The sequence below is a fragment of the Flavobacteriales bacterium genome (genome assembly GCA_016124845.1).
Classification (GTDB): Bacteria; Bacteroidota; Bacteroidia; order UBA10329; family UBA10329; genus UBA10329.
This window is the reverse complement of the sequence record WGMW01000007.1, coordinates 1-18,681: the sequence shown is the minus strand read 5'-3', so window position 1 is coordinate 18,681 and position 18,681 is coordinate 1. Positions and strand designations below refer to the sequence as shown.

Below are 18,681 nucleotides of genomic sequence, written 5' to 3'. Positions count from 1 at the left end.
TTATTGTTTGATGAATCGGGCTGAGACCCAATTGTTCTTTTCAAGATTTCCGTTAAATATAAGACCTGCTTTTTGAGCCACATCACGGATCATGTTAAGGTCTTCTGAATAAAAGCCGCTCACAAAAAGCTGGCCGTTCGCGTTCAGCACATTCGCGTATTTCGGGATGTCTTCCAGCAATACGTTTCGGTTGATGTTGGCCAGAATGGTGTTGAATTTCTTCTCGCCCAAGAGGCTTGCATCGCCTTGCAGAATAGTGATGTCGCTGATGTCATTCAGCTCGCAGTTTTCAGGTGCGTTCTCAAATGCCCAATCGTCAATATCGATAGCGGTGATGTCCTTCACGCCAAGTTTGCGCGCGATGATAGCCAATACGGCCGTTCCCGAACCCATATCCAAAAGTGGACCTTCTACTTTGGTTGTCATCAGGTATTCGGTCATCAACGATGTGGTGGCGTGATGCCCCGTTCCGAAACTCATCTTCGGCATGATAACAATTTCGAGTTTGAAACCCGATCTCGGTTCATGGAAAGGCGCACGGATGCGACACAGATCTTTGATCTCAACCGGATCGAAATTCTTCTCCCATTCCTCGTTCCAATTCTTCTCTTCAGCAACCGAAGCGGAAAAGGAAACCTCAAATTCTGCTTCGCGAATGCGGGAAAGAACCTCCTCCACTGCATCCAGATCGAGTTCTGCTTCTTCGATGTAAGCATCCACGCCTTCATCCGTTTCAAGAAATCCCTCAAAACCAATGTCGCTGAGTTCGGAAATTACAATGTCGCGCCCCGGCTCAGCAGGACTGACCACGATTGAAAGCACCACGTGTGCCATATCAGAAGGAATGAATGATTTCTAAAAAGTCGGTGGCATTGAGTGAAGCCCCTCCAATCAGGCCACCGTCAATGTCCTTTTGCGAGAAAAGTTCCTTGGCATTGTTCGGCTTCACGCTTCCACCGTAAAGGATGGAAACCTCTTCGGCCTCATCCACCAGCACTTGCGCCAATTTCTCTCGAATGAATTTGTGCATTTCCTGCGCCTGTTCGGGCGTGGCGGTAACGCCTGTTCCAATTGCCCAAACGGGTTCATAAGCGATGACGATCTTCTTCAATTCATCCTTCTGGAATCCTTGAAGCGCAGATTGAATCTGATCTCCTACAACATCGAAATGCTTTTCGGATTCGCGTTCTTCCAGAGATTCGCCACAGCAATAGATCGGAATAATTCCACTTGCAAGTAAACGCTGAATTTTCTGGTTGATGAGTTCGTCCGTTTCACCGAAATACTGCCGTCTTTCCGAATGGCCCACAATACAATATTCCGCTCCGAACGACTTCAACATTTCTACAGAAACCTCGCCTGTAAACGCTCCTTTTTCCTCTTGATGACAATTCTGTGCCGCCACAGAAATGGCACTTCCATCAACCCCAGAAACGGCATCAGAAATAAAGGGAAAAGGCACACCCAAAACGACTTTTGCGTCCGAATCGTTCACCCCATTTACAACGCCTTCCACCAGCAGCAATCCCTCGTTTTTGGTGAGGTTCATCTTCCAGTTTCCAGCAACAATCTTTTTTCGCATAAGCTAAAACAACATTTTATTGCCACAGAAACACAGAAAGCACAGATTCATTCACAGAAAACTCCTTTATCTCTGTGTAAATCTGTGTTTCTGTGGCCAATTCATGTAATACTCACTCGCGGGTCAAATATACCATAGAGGATGTCAACGAGCATGTTGATGACCACGAAGATGACCGCAACGAAAATGATGCAGCCTATGACAACAGGCAGATCGTACGTGTTGAGGGCGTTGAGCATGATGCGACCGAGACCCTTCCAACCGAAGACAATTTCTACAAAAACTGCTCCTGCAAGCAACGATGCCAGCCATCCTGAAATGGCGGTGATGACGGGATTGAGCGCATTCCGCAACGCGTGTTTCAACACAACGGTTTTGAACGCCAACCCTTTGGCCGTGGCCGTCCTCACATAATCCATAGACAGCACTTCGAGCATGGAATTGCGTGTGAGTTGCATGAAAACCGCCAGCGGTCTGACACCAAGCGTGATTGCAGGAAGAATCAGGTTTTTGAGGACGAGTTTCTTGCCTTCAAACTCATCTATCTCGTACAGACTTCCCGTAACTTCCAACCCCGTGATGTTGCCCAGCAAATAGGCAAAGACCCACATGATAAGAATGGCCGCCACGAACGATGGCAGACTCATCCCAAAAATGGAAAAGACCATCAGCAACTTATCTGGCCAGCGGTTTTTGTAGAGTGCCCCGATGATTCCGAAAAGAATGCCCAGAATGGTTGCAATTGTAATGGCGGTGACCGCAAGAACGGCCGTTCCCGGCAATGCCTCGGCCACAATGGCCGCAACGGTCTGCTGCGATTGATAGGAACGTCTCAGATAAGGTGGTTTCAGCACCGCCACCGATTCATCTCCCGACCAAATGGTTTTGCTGGATGAGTGCTCGGTGGGTTCGTAGAAGTACGGGCTTTCAGCATTTTTCGTGTTGTAAAACGCCACAGGCGAAAGGTCGTTGAGATAGACCAGATACTGCGTGAAAAGCGGAAGATCCAAACCGAGGTCTTTGCGAATCATCTCCACCTCCGATTGATCGGCACGCTGACCGAGCATCAATCTGGCGGGGTCGCCCGGCAAGGCCGCAAAAAGTAGAAAAACCACGGTAACGATACCGAACAGCACCGAAAGGCTGTACAGGAATTTCCGTGTTGCGAACCCCACCAATTAAGGCTGATTCAGGTATTCCAACTCCAACACCTGCAGTTCGGGCAGATCATTGTAGTGCCACTTTCCGTAGATCTTGCCGTCTTTGATCAGCATCAATCCCGGATTGGAACGGATGATGGTCTTCAGCACGATCTGATCGCAGAACAGATAATTGAACGGGTTGCCGTTGCGCTGCGCAAATTCAACAGCCGTTTCAGGCGTACTGGCTGTCAATCCAACGAATCGATAACCACGCTCCTGCAAGGCATGGGCAAGTTCGTTAATGCGCTTCTGCGGCTGCTCAACTGCTTTGGTCAGGTCGTTCGAGATCAGCAGGAATGTGAAGTGCTCGCTTTCGAGGAAATCTTCCGTCAGGTCTTCTCCTTCGGCAGTCATAATGGAGAAATCCATGATCTTCGGTTCAATTCCTTTCTCCAGCACTTCCGTGCGAGAATCCACGTATTCGTACCGCTCCTGATAATTCTCTGGGAATTTCTCGAACTCCTTCTCCTGCCCCGTTTCCTTATCGCGCAGCTTATAATAGTATTTCAATTTGTCAGGAATGCCCTGCATCTGCTCTGTGATGCTCTTTCCTGAGGCGTAGGCACGGAAATCCTTCACCGGCAGATAACTATAGGTGTAGAACGTGAAGAAACTCATGGCAAGCGTGGCCAGGCCGGTTGTGATCATCGGTGCTTTGATATGATCCACCAATCGCACCAAGAAAAACACCGTAAACGTGATGGTTACGAACCAGAACGGGAAGAACCACTCGAGATCGTACGAGAGTTTAAGCATGACCAACGAACCGATAGCTGCAAGCACAAAATCGTTCACGCCTGTTTCAGAAATACTGATCTGTTTCTGCCGAACGAAAATGATGATGATGAGAACCGATAGGATCACATCCTTGTAGAAGCTTTCCCAAGCGGTAAGCGGAATGGCATCACCGAAACATCCGCAGGTTTTCACAATGCCGAAATAGGCGGATGAGAACGTGAGAATGGTGAAGAACGTGATGAGCAACAATAGCAACCAAGCTACCAATCGCGTGCGGAACCGAACCAGAATGGCAACGCCCAGAACCACTTCCAATATGACAATGAAAATGGCCTGCGGCAGCGCGTATTCGTGACAGAAATGGAAGAACGGCTCCAAGAATCCAACATACTCGCCCAGCTTGGCGAACTCCTCGAAATACTCTTCCAGCTTGTAGCTGAAACCGAGCGGGTCGTTGGCTTTTACAATTCCAGAGAAAATGAAAAGCACCCCAACGAAATACCGCGCTATGTCTGTTATGAGTTTCATAAATGGTGGGTCAATTTTTCCAAGCAAATTTAGACTTAGACTTTAACTGGCAATGTCAACTGATGAATGTTGCAGCAAGTCGACAGTCAACGGACAACAGTCCACAGATGATAAATTGGTATTTAAGCTACAGCCTGTGGACTATTGACCATCGACTGTTTCGCTCAGCTTTATCAACGCAAAAAGCGCGTAATTGATCATATCGTACAGATTGGCGTCAATTCCTTCGGAAAGTTCGCTCTGTCCCTGATTGTCTTCCATCTCTTTGATGCGAAGAATTTTAACAAGAATTAGATCTGTCAGCGACTTCACGCGCATATCTCGCCACGCCTCGCCATAGTCGTGATTCTTGCGTTCCATCAACGCCTTGGCCTCGGCCGCATACTCATCGTACCACTTGGTGGCGCGGTCAAGGTTGAGGTCTGGCTCATCTGCATGACCGTGCTCCAATTGGATCAATTCCATGATGGAATAGTTGACCAGACCGATGTATTCGGGATAGATGCCCTCGCCTACTTTGCTTACGCCCTTCTCTTCCAGACTGCGGATGCGATTGGCCTTGATGAACAGCTGATCGGTAATGGAACTCGGGCGGAAAATGCGCCACGAAGCACCGTAATCCTTCATCTTGCCCACGAAGATCTCGCGGCATTCGGCAAGCGCCTTATCGTATTGTGCGTTGGTATTAGACATCGGTTCTGAACCGTTAACTTCGGCTCGGTGATGAGCGGCAAAAATAACTTTTTCGAAAAGCCCGAAAACGAGAGACCTACGAGGTTTCGGCAACCTCGTAGGTCTGTAACGCTGAACTGCCGTGGACGGTTAGTGGTAATGGAACGTCCGCTGGTGATGGGCATTCTGAACCTGACGCCCGATAGTTTTTTTGATGGCGGAAAATACAACGAGGTTGATGCAGCCGTTAGCCGAGCGGAGCAAATGTTGGAAGAAGGCGCTGACATTCTTGATCTTGGAGCGTACAGCAGTCGCCCAGGCGCAGAGCATATTTCCGAAGAGGAAGAACTGAGTCGAATGATTCCCGCGTTGGAGGAAATCGTGAAGCGGTTTCCTGATGCGGTGATCTCTATTGACACATTCCGTTCGGGTGTGGCCGAGAAAGCGTTGGAAGTTGGCGCACACATCATCAATGATATTTCGGGCGGGAACTTGGATGAACAATTGCCGTTGGTTGCCGCCAAGTACAACGCGCCTTACATCTGCATGCACATGAGAGGCACACCACAGACCATGCAACAGAACCTCGTAGAGACGCGATTCATCGCGTCTGAAAACAAGACCGACCGACCACGTGAGACGCGATCAATCGCGTCTCTACTGGAATTCTTCGCACACCGCGTTCCGAAATTGGTAGCGCAAGGCGTGAAAGATGTGATCGTTGACCCTGGTTTCGGTTTCGGAAAAACCTTGGAGCAGAACTATGAACTGGTGGAACACCTTTCTGATTTCGCCATTTTCGGCAAACCGATGCTGGTAGGCGTTTCGCACAAAAGCATGATCCGTTTGAAATATGGAAATACGAAAGCGCAAACCTTGAAAGGTACCATTGAAGTGAACCGCCAACTCCTCCAAAATGGCGCAGACATGTTGAGGGTTCATGATGTGAGGGAAGCGGTTGAATTGGTATTATCATGAAGAAGTTAATACTCGCGTCTTTTGCTATTTTTTTAGCTGGTTGCGGCTCCAAACGTCACAAATTGGAATCGGCCGCCCATGATTCAAAATCAGAAACCTTTTCAAAACGAAATGTTTTAGAATCAACTGGTTCGGATACGATTTATTGGCTTGACACAACTTTTATTGATGGGCGTTTTCTTGAGATTTTCTCAACGTTGAGTGACGACAGGGAAAATCTAAGTTGCCGCTGGGGGAACGATTCGGTAGCCAGATTTCAGTCTAATGTGAGAAGCCATCCTAAAATCTTCATTGGAAGCATACCAAGCAAATTGAGTTGGTCAACCCGTAATAGCTTAGTAGTTACAAACGGCTGTGGCACAAACTGCACATATGCGGTTTTCTTCAATTTTCAATCAGACTCTGTACGATGGTCAACTGTAGATTACTATCCTAGGATTCCTTACCAAACGTATAGAACTGATAATGACAGTCTATATGTCAAGCATGACAAAAACAATCGTTGGGTCATTGCAGATACTGAAAGCTGGCAAACAGACACGTTCGAACTGACCACAACCTGTCAAAGTATCACCTTTACAGCGTGTATTGATTCGATTCAAATCAAAGATGGTTGGATTGAATTTTATTTGGAAGATGACGAACCCGGTAGTCACTTCAAGAGAAAAATTGAACTGAAATGACCAACTACCAATCCACCAACTGTGACGCTTGGAACAAACGCGTTGCTCTCACCGAGGCCCAAAAGCGAATGCTTCAAATGAGTGAAGAAGACATTAAACACGGTAGGTTGACTTCGCAAGAACAATTGGATGAGGAAGACCTGAAATGGCTCAATTCCACCGAACAGAACGCGCCATGCCAATCAGACCCTGAAATAAATTCAGGGTGACAACCGAGATAGAATGAATTACCAACTCACCAAGCACAATACCTTGAGAAAACGCGTTCCAGCCATACTCACCTTTTTCCTTCTCTCCTTTTTCGTTTTCTCTTCTTTCGCGCAGCAAGTTGTACCGGGCCACGCGCATAACGATTACCTGAACAAACCCGCGCTGTTCGAAGCATTGAAAGCCCATCTCGTTTCGGTAGAAGCAGATGTGCATTTCATGAAAGGTGATCTGTACGTGGCGCACGTCCGTCCGTTGTTCCGAAAGAAGAAACGCTCGCTGGAAAACCTCTACCTGAAACCGCTGTTCGAACACGATCAAAAGAACGGTGACAAGGTTTACAAAGATTATGACGGACCGTTTTACCTGATGATCGATTTTAAAGGAGGCAGCGTTGAGATGTACAACCGTTTGGTTGAGTTGCTTGAGAACTACAAAAGCATGCTCACCATCATGGAAAATGGTGAACTGAAACAAGGCGCGGTGACGGTTTTCCTCTCAGGTTCACGCCCGTATGAGGCTGTGGTGAATTCCGAACCGAAACTGGCGTTTTTGGATGGCCGACCCAGTGACATTGGCAAACAGATCTCATCGCAACTGATGCCTGTAATCAGCGACAACTACCACAACCATCTTAAGTGGAACGGAACAGGCGAAATGCCTGAAGATGAACAGTTGAAACTGCGAAAACTGGTCTCACAGGTTCATGCCGAAGGCAAGAAACTGCGCCTTTGGGCTTCGCCCGATAATCCGAATGCGTGGGAAACGTTCCGAAAACTTGGCGTTGACCTCATCAATACTGATAAACCGAAGAAGTTTGCAGAATATTTTGGCAACCACCTGAAAATCAGCAATTAACCATCTTTCGTTCGGGAATTTCCGTGCTTTGAAATGCGGTAATCGATCATCCCGAAAATGATATTGATGAGAAGGATGAGAAACGTGACAAACGCCATGTGCCAATACATGCCTGTGGCGGCCATGCATCCTACCGCTGCGCTGCACCAGATCGTGGCTGCGGTGGTAAGGCCAATCACCATTTCTGTATCCTTCTTTTGCAGAATGACCCCTGCACCGAGAAAACCTACACCGACCACCACTTCGCTCAAAACGCGTGTCATATCCGTGTTCGAAACATCCGCAAAGCGGAATGAAGTGATGACAAAAACAGCCGCTCCGATGGAAACCAGCATATTGGTCTTGATTCCGGCACTTTTGCCGCGATACTCGCGCTCAGCACCGATGACCAGACCGGCCACAGCTGCCAAACTGACCTTCAGTGCAAACACCGTTATACTTACCTCATCCATCAATGATTAAACAAGCAAAGCACCATATTGTGCGATTGACCAAGGCCGTCTGTGCGGTTACTTTAACTTCCCAATGATCGGAATCCGTCCCTCAGACAGCCTATCAAGTTCACGCTGCATGGTGGAAATGACAAGAGCGTTCACTTCCTGAATAACCTTCGGGTCATCGACCTGCGAAGGCTTGTAGTCGTTGAGGTAGATCGGTTTCAGTATGCTCATAGTCATCTGAGAAGGCAGCGGAAGTTCGAAACGTGGCAAATGCCCCCAATGAAACCCGAACGGAAACGACCAGTACAGCGGCCATGTATGAACCTTACCAAGTCGCTTGAGTCCTGTGATTTCGGCAATTTTTGCCCCGTTATTGATCACGAAGAGCGTTTCGCCACCACCGCAACCGACAATGGGCAAAATGGGAACGCGCGCTCTGATGGCGGTTTTCACGTAACCCAGATGGTCGAAGAAGTCGATCTTGTTCCGATCGAAATAGGTTCTGGCCACATCGCGGTCGCCACCAGGATAGACCGTGACGGCAAAACCCAATTGAAGCGCATCCAACGCATTGTCGTTTCTGGCCTCCAAAAAACCCAGTTCGTTCACAGGCAATTTCACCATCGTTGCCAAATGATGCGTCATGTGATGGATCAGCGTAAGCATGGGAACCCCGCGAGACTCCGAATGATATTTGGCCAACCACAACAGCGATTCGGGCATGAAATGCATTCCCGAATGATTGCCCACACCCAGAAAAACATCGTCAGGAATGTTCTGCAACCCGAGCCACTTGGCGCGATGGTATTTTTCCAGCACGGGCAGATACAACTTGGCAACCTTGCGTGCCAGATTCGGATCGAACGCTTCGAGATGGTCTTGAGACATGATGGAAATTTGAATCTAAATAACGTGATCCGCACCATCTTAAACTGACTTTTGGCAGCAGGAAAACTGCATTCAACTAACTTTGAGCAATTCGCCATGCCGATGCTGCTCGATCTTCTGTTAGGTTTCCTCACGTTCCGTTGGCTCGATGCGCTGGATATTCTCATCGTGGCCATTCTGCTTTACCAGCTTTACAACCTGGTGCGTGGCACGGCCGCCATCAACATCTTTCTCGGCATCCTATCGCTTTATCTGCTTTACCTTATCGTGCGTGCGCTGAACATGCAGTTGCTCGGTTCCATTCTGGGACAGTTCATAGGTGTTGGTGTGCTGGCGCTGATCGTGGTATTTCAGCAAGAGATAAGGCGGTTTCTGCTTTTGATCGGAACCACAGGAATTGTAGGTGGAAGTCGTTCGCCATTTCGCTGGTTGAACCTGAAAAAGAACCTGCGCGGAGGAAAATCGCTGGATATCAGTGCGATTGTTTCGGCCTGTTTGAACATGTCGCATTCCAGCACAGGCGCCATTATTGTCATTAGCCGCGAGAACAATTTGCAGTTCTACGCCAACACGGGCGAAGCCTTGGATGCCGAAGTTTCGGCCAAAATTCTGGAGTCCATTTTCTACAAGAACAGTCCGCTGCACGATGGCGCTGTGATCGTTACGGGAAACCGGATCCGTGCTGCGCGATGCGTACTTCCGGTTACCGATGATGACGATTTTCCAGCGCATTTGGGCATGCGTCACCGCGCTGCGGTAGGTTTGAGCGAAAGCTCGGATGCAGTGGCCATTGTGGTATCAGAGCAAACCGGTGGAATCTCCATCACACACGATGGAAAACTGGATTATGATGTTTCGCCCAAGCAACTGCGCGACACGCTGGATGAGCTTTTTGGTGGGTAAGCCGATGACCAAACTCTATCTTGACATTGATGGCGTTATTCTGACCACGAAGAATCCACGACCCGCACCATTTGCAGTATCTTTTTTGGAGCACGCGGTATCCAATTTTGATTGCTACTGGCTGACAACTCACTGTAAAGGGAATTCGCAGACGGCTTTGAACTATTTGGCCAACTATTTTGATCCGGACTCCATGGAATTGGTCAAAAAGGTAAAGGCAACAGATTGGTCAACGTTAAAGACCGAAGCCATCGACCTCGGTTCGGATTTCTTTTGGTTGGATGACCATCCTCTTCAGGCAGAACTGAAGGCAATGAAGGAAATTGACCGACTGGACCGTGTGATCATAGTGAATCTCAATAGAGAAGGAGAACTTCAGCAAGTATTGACCCAGATACTACAAGAGTCAAACAACTATAGATAGAAAATCTCAACCTTTAAAAAGTTGACAACCTTTCTTAATTGAACCGAATCGCCTTCAGCGGCTGAATGCGTGAAACCACCATCGAAGGCATCAACATCATCAGAAAACAGAAGAAAAGCGTTCCAGCATTCAGCAACAATACGAACGACAGTTCCAAGTTTATCGGCACTACTTTCACATAATAACTGGCTTCATCCAACGTAATAATGCCGAAGTGCTGCTGTGCCAGACACAGCACGATTCCGACCAGATTTCCCCAAAAGAGGCCGACACCCGTAAGATACAACGCCTGAAAAATGAAGATGCGCTGAATGCTTCCATCGTTCATGCCGAGTGCTTTCAGCGTTCCGATCATGTTCACGCGTTCAATGATCATGATGAGCAGCGCGGAGATCATATTGAACCCTGCCACCACCAACATCAAGATGATGATGACGCGCACATTCATGTCCTGTAGGTCGAGCCAATCGAACATTTGCGGTTGCAACTCTTTGACCGTGGCGGAGAAAAGATCGGTTCCGATCATCGAATAAACCACGCCATCCAGCTCATCCAATCGCGAGAAATCATCCACAAAAACCTCGAACCCTGCCACTTCATCATCGCCCCACCCATTGAGTCTTTGAATGTGTGAGATGTCGGTGATCACATAGCGTTCGTCATATTCGGCCAAGCCCGTTTTGTAGATGCCTGTCACATCAAAAATGCGCGCCCGCTGCTTCTCATCCTGAATGAAATAGACCTCCATGCGGTCGCCCACATTCAGTTTCAACTTCTTAGAAATGGCCTCCGAAATGAGAATATTCTTGCTCCGCGATCGATCTGTTGTCTCAAACACATCTCCTTCTACCAAATGGTTTTTGAAAAAGGTCCAATCGAAATCGCTTCCAACACCTTTTACCACCACGCCTTCAATTTCCTCATCGGTTTTGATGATGCCTGCTTTGGTGGCGAAAACCTGAATGTGACGGATGCCATCGACCTCGGTCAGATTCGGATAGAAATCCTGTTCCTTCGGAATCGGTTTTGGTTCAATGGCATTTAAATTGGAATACTCCGTGATGACAATATCGGCACCGAAGTTGACCACCTTGTCCGTTATCTCCCGCTGAAAACCTGTAACAATTGCCACCGAGATGATCATCACCGCCAAGCTCAGCGCAATGCCCGCAATGGCAATACGCACAATAGGACGCGTACCCGAAATAGTGTTACTTTCGGCCTGCCCTCCCGTTCGGATGAGGCGTTTCGCAATAAAAAAAGGCGTGTTCAATTGCTTACTCTTGAAATCAAGATTGAAACATCAATTAGCCACAGACGCTCAGATTTTCACGGATTTTCTCACAGATAAAATCGGTGCAATCTGTGTTCATCTGTGAATCTGTGGCTGTAAAAATGTCTTTTGACAAGCTGATCATCAATGGCTAAAACTATCAAATATCTGTTTATCGTTCTGTGGATTTCGGCCTGTGGTCAACCAACTCCTGCACCTCCACCAGCGGAAGAGGTTTCAGCGCAAGCCGAAACCACGCAAGAACTTCGTTTAGGTGCTGAACGAACTGAAGTTTACCTTCCAATGCTTGCTGGAAAGGCAGTTGGAATTGTGGCAAATCAAACATCGCTTGTGGGCCAAACGCATTTGGTTGATACGCTTTTGGCTTTGGAGGTTAATGTAAAATGCGCCTTCGCACCTGAACACGGCTTTCGCGGTAATGCCAGCGCGGGAGCGAAAATCTCCGACAGCAAAGACCCGAAAACGGGACTTCCGATCGTCTCACTTTATGGAAGCAATTACAAGCCATCGCCAAAGCAACTGGAAGGTTTGGATGTGGTGATATTTGACATTCAGGATGTGGGTGCGCGGTTCTACACGTACATCAGCACCATGAGCTACATGATGGAAGCTTGCGCTGAGAATGACATCCAGTTCATTGTGCTGGACAGACCAAACCCGAACGGTCATTACGTGGATGGTCCGGTTCTTAAGAAGGAGTTCTCTTCGTTTGTCGGTCTGCACCAGATTCCTGTTGTGCATGGAATGACCGTTGGCGAATACGCGACAATGGTTAATTCTGAAGGTTGGTTGAAAAATGCGGCCAAATGCAACTTGACCGTGATTGAAATGGAGAACTATTCGCGCAAAGAAGCCTACGAATTACCTGTTGCGCCATCTCCGAATCTCCCGAATCAGAAATCCATTTATCTCTATCCGAGCCTCTGTTTCTTCGAAGGAACCGTGGTTAGCGAAGGCCGCGGAACAGACAAACCATTTCAGCAATTCGGCTACCCGAACATGCCGAATGGCAACACCACGTTCACTCCGAAAGACATCAAAGGTGTGGCGAGCAACCCGAAGTTTGAAGGGAAGAAATGTGCTGGCGTTGACCTTTCTACCTTAAGTGAAGACAGTCTTTACAATCTTTCTCAAATGAATTTAGAGTGGTTGATCTCAACCTACCAGAACTACCCAGAGAAAGACAAGTTCTTCAGAACCGATTTCTTCGACAAACTGGCTGGTTCGTCTGAACTTAGAAAGCAGATCATCGCTGGAAAATCAGCAGGTGAGATCCGCGAAACGTGGCAATCAGAACTGCTACAGTTCAAGATGATGCGAAAGAAGTATCTGGTTTATCCGTGAATCACTATCATTTTTAAGATGCGTTACCGATGAAACAAACGGCCTATGGAAAACCACTTTTCCTGAACTCTGAGAGGCAGGTTACCTCCTTGAACAAACTTGAGACGTTTGACGAAGGGACAATTCAGAAATTGATCTTCGAAAGACCAGAATGCCTTCCAATTAGCGACATAGACGAATCATACAATCCTGTGATCCCTGTTTGTATGGAGCTGAATACAACGGTTGGACCACTCGACATTCTCATGGTCTCTCCAAACGGAGAATTGACCATTGTTGAAACAAAATTATGGCGCAATCCTGAGGCAAGAAGAAAGGTGATTGCGCAAATTCTGGATTATGCGAAGGAGCTTTCGGGATGGAGCTATGAAGACTTACAGCGTGAAGTAAACAAACGTCTTGGGGAAAAGGGAAACACGCTCTATAAATTGGTAACTGACTTCGATTCGAGTTCAGCATTACCAGAATCCGACTTTGTCGACAGCGTTAATCGTAATCTGGAAAGAGGCAGGTTTCTATTGTTGATTGCTGGAGACGGAATACGCGAAGGTGCCCGCGGAATCACCGAATTCCTTTCTGGTGCAGGGCAATTGAATTTCTCATTTGCCATGGTCGAATTGAACATTTATGAAGCGGAAAAGGTCGGAACGTTAGTAATTCCCAAAACGCTGGTCAAAACGACAGAAATTGGAAAAATGACAGTTGAGGTGCCTACTGGTTTCAAGTTGACAATTGACGATACGATTGAGAAATCAAACCCAAACCCTTCTGTATCAAAGGAATGGGAGAAGGAAAAAGCTTTTTATACAGAATTCTGGAATGAGCTTGTAAATGATGAGGAATTCAAGTTTGATGATCCTGGTCAGTCAATGCCAAAACCAGCCGCAGGTCACAATCTCTATGTTTATCCAGCAGGTAATAAAAAGGCTTGGATCAGCGCGTATTTTGCCAAAAGCATGAATTGTGTCGGGGTTTACTTTCGTACCGCAAACAATCAGGAAGGGAAAGAAATTCTTGAAGCCTTGAATTCCGAAAAACAACACATTCGTGAAGAACTTGGAGAAGATGTGATCTGGACCTGGGATGATAAAGGATACATTGAAGCAAGACTTTCTTGTGAGAATATTTTCGATGAGAAAAATCGCGAAGAGATCAAAGACTTCTTCAAACTATGGTTGAACAACTTTGTAAATGCACTACGTCCAAGGTTGAAAAAGGTCATGTAAAACCTTTGAAGAAGTCTTTCTCCTTGTTGATCGGAGGTGGCCGGAAACAACGATTGACTATTTGCGTTTCGTATCTTTGAATCAAACATTGAGGCATGAACACCACATTCCATTTGAACTCAAACGAGCTTGACGAGAAATTTCTAAAAGCGGTGAAGACCATGTTCAAGGGCAAGAAGATCTCCATTGTCATTGAAGATTATCAGGATGAGACCGAGTATCTTACAATGAGTGACGCCAATAGGGACATTTTGGAAAAACGCATCAAGGATGTGGACGATGGAAAGCAGACTGTCAAGGTAAACTTGGACGATCTGTAATGAATCGGGAGATTATCTTTCAGAAGGATGCGCTGAAAGAATACACCGAATGGAAGAAGAAAGACCCCAAGGTTGCCGGACGGATCAAACAACTCATTGAGGCCATTCTTGAGCAACCCTTTGAAGGTATTGGGAAACCCGAACCGCTGAAACACCAATTAGCGGGCTACTGGAGCAGAAGAATCACCAAAGAACACCGATTGGTCTATAAAGTGACTGACAAAGACATCATCATTGTGGCCTGTAAATATCACTATTGAGAAAAAATTCGACTCCCATCAACACGCCCACTTCTCCACTCGAAGCACGCCATTCTTGTACTTGAAAATAACTGGGATCTCCTCCAAGGTGCATTTCGGTTCTATCACAAACAGGACCTTCCCTCCTATTTCAAAATCCTGATCGGTGTGGAGAATGAGCGGATATTCATACGTGGTGTTTTCGCTCACCCAGTTGACAGGTCCTCTTATAAAAGGATGCGGATCGAAAACTTCCTTGGAGCACGGAATTTCAATGAAATCCGCTCCTACTTCAAGATCATCGTTCGGTGCAACTTCAACCCTGAATTTCCCTTTGAAATCTGCTGTTGAGTGCGGTGACACATAAAAGCTACCTCCGAAAAGATCTGTGAATATCAGCCAGTTCAATTCTCCTTCGTCCGTTTTCGCTATTCGGAAATCAATATCGTACGGATGGTTTACCGCAACCTCGTGATCGATCTTTGGCGATTCGTACAAACTGACCTCCAGTACTGGAATAGCTGAACATGTACGTTTATCCAACTTCGGATAGCGTTGCACTGTCACTTTGCCGCTTTCAGAAGATATAGAGAATGGAATCTCCTCGAATGTACACTTGGGTTCAATCGTAAACCGAATCATTCCATTCACTTTGAAATCGGTGTGAGAACTTACTTCGACAGGGTAGTTGTAAACCGTGTTTACCGTAATCCAATTCACATTTCCATCAACAAACGGTTGCGGATCGAATACTTCCTGAGAACGTGGTGTTTCGATGAAATCCTTTCCTAATCTCACGTGGTCGTTCTCATCCAAAACCACGGAGAATCGTCCCTTTAGCTTATCACCCGCGTAAGGAGAAGCGAAAAAACTTCCTCCGAAAAGATCCATTCGAATGAGCAGGTTGTATCCTTTCGGACCCGCGTTTTCAATATCAATGGACAGATCGTACGGATGCTCGTAGGCAATGACAGTATCAATGAGTGACGAATGATCCATGCTTGTTTCCTGCGCAGCGACCGTTGTTTCTTTCTCCGAGCAACCAATTACCAACAGCAGCGCAACTAATTTGATGATGTTTTTCATGACATTGATTTTGAATCGAAAGTAGGTGGCGATGTTGCTTTCGTTCGTAAATCGAGTGTAAATGATTGTAAAATGAGTGCAAAACATTTCCATCCATCACTCAACGGAATAGCTTTGCAATATGCGTTTCCCCATCCTCTTAGGACTTTTCTTCTACACGGTTTGTGTTCATTCTGCTCCGCAGGAAGACAAGCACACGGAAGTATCGCTGCGCATGATCGGACATCAAGTTCTTCTGAGTGTTGGAGACAGCACATCGCGCGTTCTTCCAATTGAGAAAGACGGCCAGAGTTACAGAATCCGCTTTGAAACCGATTTCGGGTTCAACCCAGATGAGCTGGCCACGATCGTTGATAGTGTGGCTAACGCAACGCAATTGGCCAGAAGTTATAATGTGGCATTTCAAACCTGCCACTCCAATGAAACGGTGCACATGTATGAGGTTGGTGTCAAGCCCGAAGAGAATGTCTTGGCCTGTCGCTCCAGAGACCAACCTGTTGGCTGCTACGAACTTGTTTTCACCATTTTGGATGCTCCCGCTGAAATTGAGGTTCAACCAACCACATCAGAAACTCTGAGCGAATATGCTTCATCCGACTATCGTGAAGTTCATAAACTGCTGATCCTGCTCGTGGTTGTTCTTCTAATTCTGTTGGCGATCGTTGCCTTCTTGCTCAAACGAACAAGAAGAGATGAACGAGAATTCGACCCGAATGAGATTCAGATAGGTTCTTACGTTTTCAACCCGATGCGGATGGAACTCAAGCTACAAGGCGATTCAATTGAACTGACAAGCAAAGAATCTGATCTGTTACAACTGCTCTGCAACTCTGCCAACAATACCGTTGACCGCGAAACAATTTTGAAAACGGTTTGGGGCGATGATGGTGATTACGTGGGAAGAACGCTGGACGTCTTTATCTCCAAGCTCCGCAAGAAACTGGAAGCCGACCCGAATGTGAAAATTGCCAACATCCGTGGAGTTGGGTACAAGTTAGTGGTCAACGAAGCCTAAACCTGATCAGGCAATCCGACCAGGATATGCTTTCAATCCTTCCTCAATGATTTTGATAGAGCGTTTCAGATCTGCCTCGTTAAGCACGTAGGCAATCCTTACCTGCTTTTCACCGAACGCACGAGTTGAATAGAACCCGCTTCCTGGAGCCATCATCACGGTTTCTCCGTCAAGGTCGAAATCCTCCAACATCCATTGGCAGAATCTGTCACCGCTATCAACTGGCAATTGTGCCATCACATAAAAAGCGCCTGCTGGCTTCGGGCAAATAACACCTTCGATGGCATTGAGCCCGTCAACAAGCGTGTTTCTGCGTTGCACATACTCGTCCTTCACACGGTCGAAATATTCCTGCGGTGTGTCCAACGCAGCTTCACTTGCGATCTGTCCCAAGGTTGGTGGGCTCAATCGCGCCTGCGCAAATTTTAACGCATTTGCCATCAATTGCTTATTTCTCGAAACCAGAGCGCCAACTCGCACGCCACACATGCTGTAGCGCTTGCTCACGCTGTCTATCATCACCACATTCTGCTCAATTCCCTTCAAATTCATGGTCGAAAATGGAATGGCCGTCTCGTAGCAGAATTCGCGATACACTTCATCCGCAAACAGAAACAGGTCGTACTTCTTGACCAACGCAGCCAACTTTTCCAAACTTTCCTTTCCATACAAGGTTCCAGTTGGATTTCCTGGGTTGCAAATGAGTATGGCACGCGTATTCTCCGTAATTCTGCGCTCAAACTCTGAAATAGGCGGAAGCGCAAAACCGTCTTCAATTCTGGCGGTGATGGGTTTCACATTCAGTCCGGCCATGGTGGCGAAGCCGTTGTAGTTGGCGTAAAACGGTTCTGGAATGATGATCTCATCTCCAGGATCCATACACGTCATGAATCCGAAGATCAATGCTTCCGAACCGCCTGTGGTTACCATAATATCTGACGAAGAGATATCGATTCCAACGCCTCGGTAATACTTCGCCAATCCTTCGCGATAGCTGGCATAACCTTCTGAATTGCTGTACTCGATCACCTTGCGGTCCAGATTTCTTACCGCATTCAACGCCACCTCGGGTGTTTCAATATCAGGCTGACCGATATTCAAATGATACACTTTTTTACCCGCAGCTTTAGCAGCTGTCGCGTACGGTACAAGTTTTCGGATAGGTGATTCGGGCATCTGCTGCCCCTTCAAGGATAATCGTGGCATTCCTGAGTTTTAAGCACAAAAAAGTCCCGACAAGTATCGGGACTTTTCGCTCAAAAATGAGCTTTTTCTTATTCAGAAACTGGAGTTGCTCCTTCAATGCTTTCCATTTCTGGAGAGTCGCTTTCTGTTGGCATGGCCTTCACATTTCCCTTGATCTTCAGAAGGAATGTGCTGTTGTCAACCGAGTTTGAAGTAATGGTCACAGACTTGCTGATAGGACCAACACGCTTGGTGTCATACTTTACTTTGATAGCAGATTTTGCTCCTGGCGCGATCGGCTCTTTTGGCCATTCAGGAACGGTGCAACCACAAGAACCTTTTGCTTTAGAAATGATCAATGGCTCCGTTCCAGTATTTGTGAAAACGAACTCAGTCGTTCCATCACCGCCTTGCTCCACCTCACCGTAATCGTGCTCCACTCTTTCAAATTCAATTTGCGGCCCGGCCACCTGAGCTGTAACGTATGCGAACGACCCAACGACCATCGCCATAAGTAACATTGCTTTTTTCATAATAGATGTAGTTAAATTTTTGTTTGATAAACGTTTTCTCAATCAGCGTTCCAAAGTTACCGAAACTCCATTTTTGAGGCTGTTAAAGAAATGTTAATGGCATTTTCTATTGATTACTCCAAGAAAAACCTTTTCCCAATCGGAGGATAATCCAAAGAATACTTATCATCGATTTTTTGAATTTTGCATTGAGATTCTGACTCCCCCGCAGATTACCAGTAGCATTTAGCAACTGCAAGGGATAACCTGTCGAACAGGCGTTCACCGAAGTACCTACGGTTGAGTTTGTAGCAGAACTCGTTGAGGTAATTCTGTAGATACTTTCCCTTGATGCTG

General features: G+C 46.9%; 23 protein-coding genes. 11 read left to right on the top strand and 12 right to left on the bottom strand.

The annotated features are described in order from the left end of the window. The 5 genes from GC178_02855 to GC178_02835 all read right to left on the bottom strand — a co-directional run bounded on the left by GC178_02855 (position 1) and on the right by GC178_02835 (position 4,743). Complete coding sequence (locus GC178_02855) at positions 1 to 834, bottom strand: 50S ribosomal protein L11 methyltransferase (protein ID MBI1286496.1); 834 nt, start codon at positions 832 to 834, stop codon at positions 1 to 3. A 1-nt stretch (position 835) separates the two neighbouring features. Then, positions 836 to 1,582 carry a triose-phosphate isomerase gene (locus GC178_02850; GenBank protein ID MBI1286495.1) on the bottom strand — a complete coding sequence of 249 codons (747 nt, stop codon included), beginning with the start codon at positions 1,580 to 1,582 and terminating at the stop codon, positions 836 to 838. Between the two features lie 101 nt (positions 1,583 to 1,683). Next, a complete protein-coding gene (locus GC178_02845) occupies positions 1,684 to 2,649 on the bottom strand; it encodes an ABC transporter permease subunit (GenBank protein MBI1286494.1) in 966 nt (321 codons plus the stop codon). A gap of 111 nt (positions 2,650 to 2,760) precedes the next feature. Then, positions 2,761 to 4,050, bottom strand: coding sequence for a DoxX family membrane protein (locus tag GC178_02840; protein ID MBI1286493.1), 1,290 nt, complete (start codon positions 4,048 to 4,050; stop codon positions 2,761 to 2,763). A gap of 141 nt (positions 4,051 to 4,191) precedes the next feature. Beyond that, complete coding sequence (locus GC178_02835; protein MBI1286492.1) at positions 4,192 to 4,743, bottom strand: DUF1599 domain-containing protein; 552 nt, start codon at positions 4,741 to 4,743, stop codon at positions 4,192 to 4,194. 30 nt (positions 4,744 to 4,773) lie between these two features. On the opposite strand from GC178_02835, the gene folP reads away from it, so the two are divergent. From folP to GC178_02815, 4 genes are read left to right on the top strand one after another with little or no spacing between them, the layout of a single operon-like run. Next, a complete protein-coding gene (gene folP / locus GC178_02830; GenBank protein ID MBI1286491.1) occupies positions 4,774 to 5,700 on the top strand; it encodes a dihydropteroate synthase in 927 nt (308 codons plus the stop codon). Further along, positions 5,697 to 6,383 (top strand): hypothetical protein, encoded by a 687-nt coding sequence (locus GC178_02825; GenBank protein MBI1286490.1) that lies wholly within the window; start codon positions 5,697 to 5,699, stop codon positions 6,381 to 6,383. Before folP ends, GC178_02825 begins: the two co-directional genes overlap by 4 nt. Then, on the top strand, positions 6,380 to 6,592 hold the full coding sequence (locus GC178_02820) for a hypothetical protein (protein ID MBI1286489.1): 213 nt from the start codon (positions 6,380 to 6,382) through the stop codon (positions 6,590 to 6,592). Before GC178_02825 ends, GC178_02820 begins: the two co-directional genes overlap by 4 nt. 13 nt (positions 6,593 to 6,605) lie before the next feature. Continuing rightward, the gene (locus GC178_02815; protein ID MBI1286488.1) at positions 6,606 to 7,448 is read left to right on the top strand and encodes a hypothetical protein; all 843 of its coding nucleotides are present in this window, start codon (positions 6,606 to 6,608) and stop codon (positions 7,446 to 7,448) included. On the opposite strand, the gene GC178_02810 is transcribed toward GC178_02815, so the two are convergent. Both GC178_02810 and GC178_02805 read right to left on the bottom strand, forming a co-directional pair. Next, complete coding sequence (locus GC178_02810) at positions 7,445 to 7,900, bottom strand: MgtC/SapB family protein (protein MBI1286487.1); 456 nt, start codon at positions 7,898 to 7,900, stop codon at positions 7,445 to 7,447. The genes GC178_02815 and GC178_02810 overlap by 4 nt on opposite strands. Before the next feature lie 57 nt (positions 7,901 to 7,957). Further along, positions 7,958 to 8,776, bottom strand: coding sequence for a hypothetical protein (locus GC178_02805; protein MBI1286486.1), 819 nt, complete (start codon positions 8,774 to 8,776; stop codon positions 7,958 to 7,960). 102 nt (positions 8,777 to 8,878) lie between these two features. Here GC178_02805 and GC178_02800 point away from each other — a divergent pair, with 102 nt between their 5' ends. After that, a complete protein-coding gene (locus GC178_02800; GenBank protein ID MBI1286485.1) occupies positions 8,879 to 9,679 on the top strand; it encodes a TIGR00159 family protein in 801 nt (266 codons plus the stop codon). Continuing rightward, a complete protein-coding gene (locus tag GC178_02795; protein ID MBI1286484.1) occupies positions 9,627 to 10,103 on the top strand; it encodes a hypothetical protein in 477 nt (158 codons plus the stop codon). The genes GC178_02800 and GC178_02795 overlap by 53 nt, the downstream gene beginning before the upstream one ends. Before the next feature lie 34 nt (positions 10,104 to 10,137). On the opposite strand, the gene GC178_02790 is transcribed toward GC178_02795, so the two are convergent. Beyond that, positions 10,138 to 11,376 (bottom strand): FtsX-like permease family protein, encoded by a 1,239-nt coding sequence (locus GC178_02790; GenBank protein ID MBI1286483.1) that lies wholly within the window; start codon positions 11,374 to 11,376, stop codon positions 10,138 to 10,140. A gap of 147 nt (positions 11,377 to 11,523) precedes the next feature. Here GC178_02790 and GC178_02785 point away from each other — a divergent pair, with 147 nt between their 5' ends. The 4 genes from GC178_02785 (at position 11,524) to GC178_02770 (ending at position 14,547) form a co-directional block, all read left to right on the top strand. Further along, positions 11,524 to 12,741, top strand: a complete 1,218-nt coding sequence (locus GC178_02785; GenBank protein MBI1286482.1) for a DUF1343 domain-containing protein — start codon at positions 11,524 to 11,526, stop codon at positions 12,739 to 12,741. 29 nt (positions 12,742 to 12,770) lie between these two features. Continuing rightward, positions 12,771 to 13,967 (top strand): DUF4268 domain-containing protein, encoded by a 1,197-nt coding sequence (locus GC178_02780; protein ID MBI1286481.1) that lies wholly within the window; start codon positions 12,771 to 12,773, stop codon positions 13,965 to 13,967. Between the two features lie 95 nt (positions 13,968 to 14,062). Beyond that, positions 14,063 to 14,287, top strand: coding sequence for a hypothetical protein (locus tag GC178_02775; protein MBI1286480.1), 225 nt, complete (start codon positions 14,063 to 14,065; stop codon positions 14,285 to 14,287). Continuing rightward, a complete protein-coding gene (locus GC178_02770) occupies positions 14,287 to 14,547 on the top strand; it encodes a Txe/YoeB family addiction module toxin (protein ID MBI1286479.1) in 261 nt (86 codons plus the stop codon). Before GC178_02775 ends, GC178_02770 begins: the two co-directional genes overlap by 1 nt. A gap of 18 nt (positions 14,548 to 14,565) precedes the next feature. Here GC178_02770 and GC178_02765 read toward each other — a convergent pair whose 3' ends face one another. After that, complete coding sequence (locus tag GC178_02765) at positions 14,566 to 15,612, bottom strand: hypothetical protein (GenBank protein ID MBI1286478.1); 1,047 nt, start codon at positions 15,610 to 15,612, stop codon at positions 14,566 to 14,568. 121 nt (positions 15,613 to 15,733) lie between these two features. Here GC178_02765 and GC178_02760 point away from each other — a divergent pair, with 121 nt between their 5' ends. Then, on the top strand, positions 15,734 to 16,627 hold the full coding sequence (locus tag GC178_02760; GenBank protein MBI1286477.1) for a DNA-binding response regulator: 894 nt from the start codon (positions 15,734 to 15,736) through the stop codon (positions 16,625 to 16,627). 6 nt (positions 16,628 to 16,633) lie between these two features. Here GC178_02760 and GC178_02755 read toward each other — a convergent pair whose 3' ends face one another. The 3 genes from GC178_02755 to GC178_02745 form a co-directional block, all read right to left on the bottom strand. Next, positions 16,634 to 17,833, bottom strand: a complete 1,200-nt coding sequence (locus tag GC178_02755) for an aminotransferase class I/II-fold pyridoxal phosphate-dependent enzyme (protein MBI1286476.1) — start codon at positions 17,831 to 17,833, stop codon at positions 16,634 to 16,636. Between the two features lie 68 nt (positions 17,834 to 17,901). Beyond that, positions 17,902 to 18,345 carry a DUF1573 domain-containing protein gene (locus tag GC178_02750; protein ID MBI1286475.1) on the bottom strand — a complete coding sequence of 148 codons (444 nt, stop codon included), beginning with the start codon at positions 18,343 to 18,345 and terminating at the stop codon, positions 17,902 to 17,904. Positions 18,346 to 18,557: 212 nt separating this feature from the next. Continuing rightward, positions 18,558 to 18,681 (bottom strand): IS1595 family transposase (locus tag GC178_02745; GenBank protein MBI1286474.1); only part of this gene is annotated, 124 nt, incomplete at its 5' end.